This is a genomic window from Microvirga puerhi, from assembly GCF_020089865.1.
GTDB classification, from domain to species: Bacteria; Pseudomonadota; Alphaproteobacteria; order Rhizobiales; family Beijerinckiaceae; genus Microvirga; species Microvirga puerhi.
This window is the reverse complement of sequence record NZ_JAIRBM010000005.1, coordinates 323,188-333,522: the sequence shown is the minus strand read 5'-3', so window position 1 is coordinate 333,522 and position 10,335 is coordinate 323,188. Positions and strand designations below refer to the sequence as shown.

Sequence of the window (10,335 nt, the reverse complement as noted above, 5' to 3'; positions counted from 1 at the left end):
GCGGCAGCAACGGCCATCTCTGGGCGGTCGAGGACACGGCGGCGAATGTGACGCATGTCTACGGCAAGGTCGACAACTACCAGTTCCATGTCGATCTGGCCGGCCTCAAGCTCGGGCTGACCACCTCCGACTTCATGCTGTAAGGCTGGACGTTACGACAACCATCAAGACAAAGCGACGCATGTCTACGGCAAGGTCGACAACTACCAGTTCCATGTCGATCTGGCCGGCCTCAAGCTCGGGCTGACCACCTCCGACTTCATGCTGTAAGGCTGGACGTTACGACAACCATCAAGACAAAGCCGGGCGCAGGACAACACGCCCGGCCTATTCGTGGATACGACAACGCCTGAACATCAGTTGCGTGCTTCGTCGCGCACGGCACTTGCAATTGATCTGCATCGCATCGTCGAGGTCAGTTGACGCTCAGATGGACGTGGCGATCGATCCTTCTTCCAGAGAATTGAGTTGTCCCGCGTATGCCGTTCCGCAATGTGCATCCACCGATCCGGTATGAACGGCCTGATCGCTAACTCGGTCAAAACACAAGCGCTTACGGATGGTCGCTTCGGACGCTCTTATACGAGCATCACGCGTTCATTCATATTTCACTAAACTACGGCTCGAGTGCTCGCGATTGCCTCCGCCAACTCCACGAGCTTGATCTGCGCCGGAAGGTCGGACATTCGCGTAAATGCTCGAGCAAGGCGCAACCCCTCGGGTGTATTCATGGCAACCGCAACGGGATCTCTCTCGGATCCCATCAACTTGGCCTGAATTCCCTTGTAGAAGTAGTCGATCGAGACTCCGAGAAGTTGAGCTATCTCCAAGAGACGTCCTGCGCCAATCCGGTTCACGCCCTTCTCGTATTTCTGAACCTGCTGGAAGGTGAGCCCCAAAGCCCCTGCAAGCCGCTCCTGGCTCATCCCGATCATAAGGCGTCTCGTCCGGATCTGGCTGCCAATATACCGATCCGCAGCGTTGGGCAATTTCTGCATGAAACTTCTATCTAAGAGGACTCATCAGTGGAGCACACTTTGATGGGATGGGGCATGGAAACTCAGCAACCGACGAACCTCATCGACAAGTCTGACCCTCTCATCACTCGGCATCCGGTCAATATATTCCGTCACGTAACTCTGAATCTGGACCCAATCGTCACCAAAGCGATCAACCGCCTCCTGACATATCTCAGCCAGACTCTTTGTCCCACGGTTATTACATTCGGACATAGTGGCCTCTAGTTCAACAACCATGAAGAACAGCACAACATCTTACGCCCTTCAAAGATGTGGCGGTCCTATGCTCTCTACTTAAGCAGATTTCCTGTTCCTCAAGGACCTGTGTCATGGAAAAGAGCGCTTCGACCAGCGGCAAACACGACAACCTGATACGAGCTGAGGTTGTCACGACGCCTGAACAGCTGCTCCACGCCTACGCAATCCGAGCTATTTGCTTTCTGGAAGAACATGGCGTCCCGGCCCGGCAAACTTATGACGGCAATGATTACCAAGCGACGCATATCATTGTCTACGCAGAAGACGAGCCGATCGGCACGGCTCGCATTCGCTGGTTCAAGGACTTCGCGAAAATGGAGCGCACAAGCTTTCGAAAGGCTTGGCGAGATCCTCGCACGATCAAAAAGTGTGCAGAGTTCATTTTCGACCACATCAGTCGCAAAGGTTACGATCGAGTCATAACTCACGCACAACCGACATATGCTCGCCTCTGGCGCTCGCTTCTTGGCTTTCGACCTGTACCGAATAAAGATCCGCTTTACTTCGAAGGGCACGATGAGCCCTATCTTGAGCTTATCAAAGAACTGAATCCGCCAAAGAATGCAATTACCGCAGATTCGGACACTGCAGTTCTATTTCGCATCGAAGGGCAATGGGATGATCGATCTGAATTTGAAGCTCGCAGGACATGAGCAGCATTCCTTCAACCCCACCTCCAGAATTAGATGAGGCAGACCCAGTTGCTCTGATGAACTACTTTCGTGCATACCTTCAACAGGTCGTTACGCTGCATAGGGCGATGTTCGAAAAGCTCCTTTTTGAAGGGTCGGATGTTCCGCTCGAACTAGCAGAGCTATTCGAAGATGCCGGCAACACATATATTTGGGTTTCCGAGAGCATCAGCCGCTATCACCTCCAAAGCCAACTTTCAGAGGTTGAAGAGAAGCTTGATACCAATGTCAAACCTGCTTTGAGGCGGGTCCAGACGAAGCCTCGGGCCAAACCACGGGTTAGACGATCCAAACATGTCGCAGAGCCAATCAAAGGCTAGACGAACGGGCTTTGCATTCAGGCGCTCCGTCAGAGCGTGAGCATAGAGGGGCACTGAAATTGCGACGTCAAGTTCCAATGGGACGGCGTTTGGCTCGAGAATGGTGTAGCTGCCGAGCAATCCGATGCCGAGGCCCGCTTTGACCAGCATCCCGTAGGCCATAGAGTTGTCGCAGAAATGCACGATACGGCCGCGGAGAACCGCGCGGTTCCAAGAATCCCAGAGACCGGTCTTCGCGGTATAGAATTCCGATTGAAGGAAAAGGTGCTGCTCGAGATTGGATCGCGTTGGGATCCCATGTTGTTGGATGTAGGATTTCGCGACGATCGGAATGAAGTGTAGGGCGCCGAGCTTCTGGGTGTAGATATCCGCCGCATCGATCGGACTGAATCCGATCATCATATCGGTTTGGTTGTCTCGTAGGCTGACCACGTTAGCGGGGCTTTTGAGGTGAAGCTGGATCTTCGGATATTCGGCAGCGAATGTTGAAACGGCCGGCGCGACAAAGAATGTGTTCAGGCCGTCAGTGATGCTGACACGAACAATTCCCTCAGCCTCCTTGTTTTCGGCGCGAAGGTCGTTGGTGAGCGCGAAGAGCGAATGGTCGAGGCTTGACAATGCCTGAGCTAATGCCTGTCCTTTAGGGGTCAACTTGACCCCGTGCTGACTCGGCACGAAGAGCTGCGAACCCATCAAATCCTGCAGGCGCTTCACCTGCCGGCTGACAGTTGGCTGGCTTGAGTTCAGAAGTTCGGCGGCGCGGTTGAAGGACTTCGCTTTAGCAACAGCGAGAAAGACTCTGAGCTCACCCCAGAACTGCCCGCTGAGAATATGCTCGTTATCGAGAGGTGTGCGCGTAAGGTTGCGCTGATCCGGATCAAAAGGCTTCATTGCATCGTTCTGAAAGTTATTATGCGAAATAACGTTACATAAATTTACTTACGGTACAATGCTTTGGTAGGCGGGCCACCCAATAGCCCCACCTGAGCAACGATCCTCGATTCCGCGCTTCAGGTGTCAGAATAGGCGTCTCTTTCAAACGAGTTCGAGTGCCTCTTGCCTTGGCCGCAGCTCTCACGCGTCGGCGGGAAGCATCGGCCCGGTGCAGCCAACGCTTCAGAGGATAGGGTACAGGCGGGGAGACTGCACTATGGCGACTCCAGACCGCCCGCCTCGCCTAAAGAACGTGAAGCTCAGGCATCAGCGACTTCGATGCCTTTCCATCCATGAGTAGGCCGGAAAACCTAGGGTCCGGATCCACATGGGGTGGCGGATCGGTAAGCTGGTCTTTGGGACCGTTGGCATCGCCGATGACATAATGTGGTTGGCCATTGTCATCGAGATACCATTTCCAAGTCGCCTTCGCCTCGCTATCGCCTTTGTGCTCCAGCCGAATGTAGTAGTAATCCCACGAGCCATCCGTGTCGCCGATGTCCCATTTCTCGATCACCACGTGGTCGTCGTCAAAAAGGGTATCCTTTTGCTTACGGGTCGTTTTGTCCGCCAGCAGATATTGCGTGATCGTTTCCCATTTCGCTGAACCGGTGTCGTAATCCTCCGTCTTCCAGGTGTTGTCATCCATCTGGAAATTGCGCGCATAGGAAACATCGTTCTTATTGAACAATTCGACGGAGTACTTCCAGCTTTTGGCGGTCCCATAATCCCACAGGCGCTCATAATGTTCCTTGTCGCTCGTCATGCTGAAGTACTGCATCTGGTGGACGCGCCGGAACAGGTCCGGCCCGGCGGGATCGGGCTGATACTCCGTAAAAAGCCGCGCCCAATCCGGATCAGCGTTGGTCACATCCCACATCCAGACCGTCAGTGTCGCGCCGCGACCATTCGGAGCATCCAGCTCGATACGCTCCAATAGCCGTGTTGTTTGCGCCTCATTCGTATAGGTCACCGTCTTGACCTTGTAGTCGGCGTATTGGTTGTCGAGGTCGTGATAGACGATCCCATACGTATTGTCGTCATAGAGGGTGCGCTCCTCCGTGATGTGGCCGGTGTCATGCCTATAGTCGTACTCGTAGCGCTGCCAGGCGATGGCAGTGGTGTAATCCCACTGGAAGACTTTGCCGCGGTCCACCGTCCCATCGTCTTTGATCCAGGTCTGCTCCAGCCACACCTGCTGCCCAGCCTTGTTCCAGTAGGTCACCTGCTGTGACCAGTCCCCGGCAGCGTAGTGCCAATCCCAACGGATCTTGGAGTAGGTCGGGTTGGTATCGTAGTTGATCTCGTGCCAAACCTTGCGGTCCTGGCCTTCGATGTAGAGCGTCGAATCCGCCCAATCCTGGCCGTTGTAGTCCCACTGCTTGACGATGGTGTGGGTCTGGTCGGTCTCGGTCGCACCATAATAGGTGTACGTTTCATAGTATTTCCGGCCGCTGGAATCGTAGCGCTCCTCGAATTCCTTCCATTCGCCGTCACGCGCGTAAGAGGCCGGCGGTGATCCGTAGTTCTTCGTATCTAGAGCATAGTCCTTGCCCTTCAGGATGCGCGTACCGTCATCATAGGTCGTATCTTCCGTCAGCCAGTGGTTAGAGTTCGGGCTGTAGACGTCATACTCGCGGACGATCACGTCCCATGGCGCTTGATTGGCCGGATCGCGCAGGCGCTCGATCACGTCGACGATGCTCGGATCGGGATCGGGTTCGTGCAGCGTGTCGATCTGGTGATAGTCCCTATAGACGCCGCCGACATTCATCGACCAGGTTTCGCGGTGGTCCCAGGCTTGATTGCCGTCATAATCGTTTTCCTCGATCAGGCGCGTCGTGTCGTCGTTCTCGTATTGCTGCTTCACCAGCCGCGCCTGCGTGTCGTAGGTCTGCACATAGGATACCCACGGTTCGCCCTTGCCATCGAGACTGGTATCCCACGCATAGGCCAGCCGTGATCCGTCCGGATGGAAGACGGTCTCGCTCATTTTCACATTGGCGATGTTGCGCCGCTGGATGAAGATCTCGAACTGCGTCGGATCGACGGACCAGGGCCGCCAGCCGAGCGTGCTCTTCGAGCCGTCGCTGTCGAGCACGTCCCAGGCGATGCTCTGGTCGGCACCGATCACGTAATCGAGCTCGGCCTTGGTGAAGGTGCCGTCGCTGAACTGGAACAGCTCGATGGCCGCAAGGTCGGTGCCGTCCGGCGAACCGGCGCGCAGGTCGACGATGGAGAAGCGGCCGATCGCCGTGTTGAAGCGGATCTTGTAGTCGGAATGCAGGCCGGTGAGCACGAGGGTGTCGGTGCCCTCCCCGCCATCGATGTAGTCGACGTCCGGTCCGCCAATCAATATATCGTTGCCGTCGCCGCCGAAAAGTTGATCGCGTCCGCCGCCGCCGTCGAGGCTGTCGTTGCCGGCCCCGCCGGAGAGCATGTCGTCGCCGAGCCCACCGCGTAAGGTGTCGTCGCCGGCATCGCCCGTGAGAACGTCATTGCCGTCGCCGCCGTCGAGCGTATCGGTGCCGTCTCCGCCCCACAGCTTGTCGTCGCCGGCACCGCCATCGAGACTGTCGGCATCCGCGTCGCCATAGAGCTGATCGTTGCCATCGCCGCCCGACAGGGTATCCATGCCGGCACCGCCATAGAGCGTGTCGGCGCCGATCGCCCCGGCAAGGAGATCGGTCCCTGCCCCGCCCTTGAGGACATCGTCGCCCGCCTCACCATAAAGGCGGTCATCGCCGGCATCGCCGACGAGCCCGTCATGGCCGGCGCCGCCATAGAGCGTATCGTCACCACCTGACCCGAGCAGGGCGTCGTTGCCGTCGCCGCCGTAGAGAAGATCGTTGCCAGCGCCACCATCGAGGTCGTCACGGCCATCATCGCCATAGAGGGTATCGTCGCCCGCGTCGCCGCGGAGGCGGTCGTTGCCGTCGCCACCATGAACCGTGTCGTTGCCGTCGCCTCCCGAGGCTTCGTCGTCATCCGCATCGCCCTGGAGACGGTCGTTGCCGTCGCCCCCGCGAAGGTCATCGTTCCCATCGCCACCGAGGAGCCAATCGTCGCCCGCGCCACCGACGAGGAAGTCGTGGCCAACGCCGCCGTTCAAGGTGTCGTCGCCATCACCGCCATAGAGCTCGTCCGAACCCTCGCCGCCGAGCAGGCTGTCGTTGCCGGCATCACCGAAGAGGCGATCGAACCCGGAGCCACCGTCAAGCAGGTCATTGCCGTTGCCGCCATACAGCTCGTCGCCCTCGCTGCCGCCGGAGAGGGTATCGTCGCCGTCGCCGCCATCGAGGATGTCGCCCTGCGTGCCGCCCTCGAGACGGTCGTTGCCGGCTCCACCATAGAGCGCATCGTAGCCATCACCACCGGACAACGTGTCGTCGCCGGCATCCCCGAACAGCGTGTCGTCCCAGCCCTCGCCGGAGAGATTGTCGTTCCCCAAGCCACCGTAGAGCGTGTCGTCGCCGATACCGCCAGAGAGTGTGTCGTTGCCGTCATCGCCGCGCAACACGTCGCCGCCTGCTTCGCCGTAGAGGCTGTCGTTACCATCACCGCCTCGCAGTGTGTCGTCGCCACTGCCGCCTTTGAGGGTATCACTGCCCCCAGCACCACTAAGCTTATTGGCGAGGTCGTTCCCTGTCAGGAGATTATTACGAGAATTGCCCGTACCATTCCTGGCGCGATCCATAAGGGTGAGCTTGTTCACGCCGCTGGGGAGCGTGAAATTCCCGATATAGCTTTGGATCTCTTTCGGACCTTTATCGTAAGCCAATAGCACGTGACTTATGCTATTGGGCAAAAGCCACGTTTCCCGGGTAAACCACGCTTCCTTTCGGGAAAAATCATACTGCCAAACTATGCCGGCACCGTCGGATTCTAACAACACTCGGTAAACCAATATGCCCGTGTCGGAATACTGTCGCCACGTCTGAGTACCTGAGCCGATGCGCTTGTACTCCGAATTGAGGACATGGTTGATCGTGACAGTTTGACTATTAGCCAGCCCACTGGGACCGAAGTCACTGACAACAGCCTTCACGCCACCGTTTGGAAGAGCGGTGTATTCCTCCTTCTGCTGGGTGCCATCCGGACGCGTGACTTGGTTGCTCATAACCAGGACATCTCCGTCCCGAACGACAGCAGAGTTTCTTTTATTGCCGCTGACAGACTGTGCAATCCTTAATCCACTCGGAAATTCGATCACACCGGCTGACCTATTTCCCGATGCAATCCGTTGGGGCCACGCTCCCTTCCCACTCTCTTCGTTCAGCGAGAGGCCGCCTTCACCGCCATAGCTTGGATCGTCAAAGTCTCCTCCCTGACCCGTTGTTGCTTTCTCGCCATTCATGCTGCTCAGAGTGTTGCCGATAGCTTTTTCGTTGTTGTCGAGGACGGCATCCTGTCGTTGCAATTCACCCATGATTGTCGAATTTGGATTTGCCAGCCGTGCCTGCTCGTTCTCCCAGGACGCGGATCGCATCCCACTTTGAGCCGACTCGAGCCCTTCTCTAATTGCCTGAGCCGTCGAATAGTCCTTCTCCGCGATGGCCTTATCATAAGCGGCTTGCATATCGTTAAGATGATCGGCGAAACCCGGCGCTGCAAAGGCTTCAGCCCCCCAAGCCGCCGACGCGAACGCATGCTCGCCCCAACCGCGGGCCTGCATATCACCATAGGCCGCTGCGACGTATGCGTCGTTCTGCATCATGACTGAGATAGCGAGATAATCTTGCAAGGAGTCGTTGTGAACCCGTACACCTCCCGCGACGTAGGTATGTAGCTCCTCAACTTCAAAATTGTACGTCCTCCACCCTACTTCGGCAGAGGCATCAATTACATCGATGCGGTCAGCAGTTAATCCCTTGGCTATCACCTGCTCATAGCATTCTTTCGTGTCCTCCGAATAAACTACCCTGCTGGCGCTAACAGTCGTTTCAGCTCCAAACTTCGATATGATCCTGCCACCGCGCCCGACGATGCTATCAATTCGTTCAAACGCTCCATACTCGTTGATGAATTTATGACCTGGAGTTACGGTCAGACCGCAGGACAACCGCAACCACTCCGTTGTAACGCCTCTAAACAGGCGCACTACCCTCCCATACTTCAACGCTCCTAAAGCATCGTATGCCAAGACTAGGTCACCGGGACAAATGTCTTGGATGGGAACTTGACCGGCGTCGGTGGCGATAAGCGTATCCCTCGCGAAGCAATGTGCGGCTGGCATGTACGACGAAGACAACTCTCCATCGTCAAATCCAGTTATCGCGTTCTCAAGTTGGTGTAAGTCATCCAAGTACGCGGCTTTTTCTTCATCCGGAATATCGCCAAGCAGCTTGTCGAGCTCCGACATCGTGACATCGAGGGAGTATTGCTTTGCCGCCAGATCAATCCTTTGGGGAACCTGATGAAAGTAATTCGTTTGAATACTTACATATGTTATTGCCGTAAGCCCATACGGAACGCCCCCAGAGAAGCCAAAGCCCAACTTGAGTGTTAGATTATCCTTATCTAATTCTAGTCTTGCGCCAGCTCCCATGAATTCCCCGGCACTGAACGTTGGACTTGCAGTTAGCTCGGGCAGGGAACCCTGTTCTCCTTGAAGGCCTAGGGAGACATTACCTCGACTATACGACAAACCGTATGATTTTATGCCTGTATTCAGATTGATCGTGCCATCAAGAGACGCGCTATACCCCAACGCTCCGAGCTCAGTACCCACACCGATTGACGTCGTTGCGGAGATCGGCGCACTAACAGTAATCCTATCCATACTGTGTTCTCGACTTCAAATTTTAAGGGATATTAGTTCAAGCGTTCGTATCGTTCGCCAATGCACTTAAGTGCACTTTTCGCGTCGCGATTTTCACGTTCACATATCGGAACGATACTCAATAAATACGCGATCGCATATGTAAACGCATCGTCTCTTGCTAGCTCTTTGCTGTGTACTTCGACCCCGAAAGACATCGAGATGATAAAATTGAGGCAGTCGCGTTCGTCTTGGCGAGAGAGGCTCTTGTCAACGATCCCGACTGAGGTCGATACCCGCCCGTCCTTTCCTCTAAAGGCATACACACCACAACCGCGAGACCATCCTGGCAATTGGACCAATTCCCGGATCATCTCGTCAGACAAGCTGTACTTTGCTAGGGATTCTGTGCGTAGGGCATCACCATCGCTAATATTTTCTGCTTTCAATATCGCCAGATTCACGTTCTTGTCCGAGACCGACACCGGCAGAGAGCTTGCCTCGGCGTATAAAGCGACGGTTTCTTCAATGACGCCGATGCCAGTCTGATCAAATCCACCGTAGCCAAGCACGATCGGTGCCGTCCTCGCGAAAATGACGTCCTCACCCGCGCTATTTGCATTCGTATGCATCAAAGCCTTTATGTCGAGCTGCAAGAATTTACTGACTTCGCCTTCGATACATTTCTTGTACTGTTCATTTGATTGCTGCGCGTAAATATCCTTGCAAAGTGAGACGACCCTAACAATGTAGGCATTTCTGTACACGTTCACTTCGCGCGGTAGAGATGTGCCGTCATTAAGCCCTAAACCAAAGCCAAACGCTGCCGCGATAATGAATGAACTACAGACACGCTGCTCATCTTCGGACAATGCTGCGTCGACGACCCCAATCGAGGCTGAGATGCTGCCGTACTTGTTCCGGAAGTTATAAATTCCGCATCCAGAACCCCAGACACCATCCTCGTTCATTGTGGCAATGACATTTAGTCCAATACCGGATTGCCGGAGGGCTTCGGGATTTAGCTTTGTCCCGCGGTGCGTGTCTGGAGCCCTGATCAGGATCAAGTTTGCCCCTTTATCCGAGAACGTCAGCGGCAACGAACTAGCTTTTGCGAAGATCGTGACGATGGTTGCCATCCGTGCAAGCTGACCGTGTTCAAAGCCGATGGCAATTGCCGTGATGGGATCACGTCGCAAGAAGAGCGCAGGCTTTCCACCATCTGGAGCCCGTTCACTTGGGAACACTTTGAAATACTCTTCGACGCGCGTTTGGGCGTTTCCGACTAACGACAAACCTTGCGCCATCAGCGCCAACGTGAGGACTCCCAGCCACTTAAGTCGTGTCATCGC

At 55.5% G+C, this 10,335-nt stretch carries 5 protein-coding genes; 1 reads left to right on the top strand and 4 read right to left on the bottom strand.

Annotated features, from left to right (window positions below; translation table 11 throughout):
• Positions 1 to 611: 611 nt before the first annotated feature.
• On the bottom strand, positions 612 to 935 hold the full coding sequence (locus K9B37_RS09445) for a helix-turn-helix domain-containing protein (RefSeq protein ID WP_439651702.1): 324 nt from the start codon (positions 933 to 935) through the stop codon (positions 612 to 614).
• Between the two features lie 413 nt (positions 936 to 1,348).
• Between K9B37_RS09445 and K9B37_RS09440 the strand changes: the two genes are divergently transcribed.
• Positions 1,349 to 1,930, top strand: coding sequence for a GNAT family N-acetyltransferase (locus K9B37_RS09440; protein WP_224312819.1), 582 nt, complete (start codon positions 1,349 to 1,351; stop codon positions 1,928 to 1,930).
• Between the two features lie 236 nt (positions 1,931 to 2,166).
• On the opposite strand, the gene K9B37_RS09435 is transcribed toward K9B37_RS09440, so the two are convergent.
• From K9B37_RS09435 to K9B37_RS09420, 3 genes are all read right to left on the bottom strand, one after another.
• The gene (locus tag K9B37_RS09435; protein ID WP_224312818.1) at positions 2,167 to 3,180 is read right to left on the bottom strand and encodes a LysR family transcriptional regulator; all 1,014 of its coding nucleotides are present in this window, start codon (positions 3,178 to 3,180) and stop codon (positions 2,167 to 2,169) included.
• Between the two features lie 286 nt (positions 3,181 to 3,466).
• Positions 3,467 to 7,939: a calcium-binding protein gene (locus K9B37_RS24800; protein ID WP_305072147.1), complete on the bottom strand. Its 4,473-nt coding sequence runs from the start codon at positions 7,937 to 7,939 to the stop codon at positions 3,467 to 3,469.
• Between the two features lie 1,097 nt (positions 7,940 to 9,036).
• Complete coding sequence (locus K9B37_RS09420) at positions 9,037 to 10,332, bottom strand: hypothetical protein (protein ID WP_224312817.1); 1,296 nt, start codon at positions 10,330 to 10,332, stop codon at positions 9,037 to 9,039.
• Between the last annotated feature and the right edge of the window lie 3 nt (positions 10,333 to 10,335).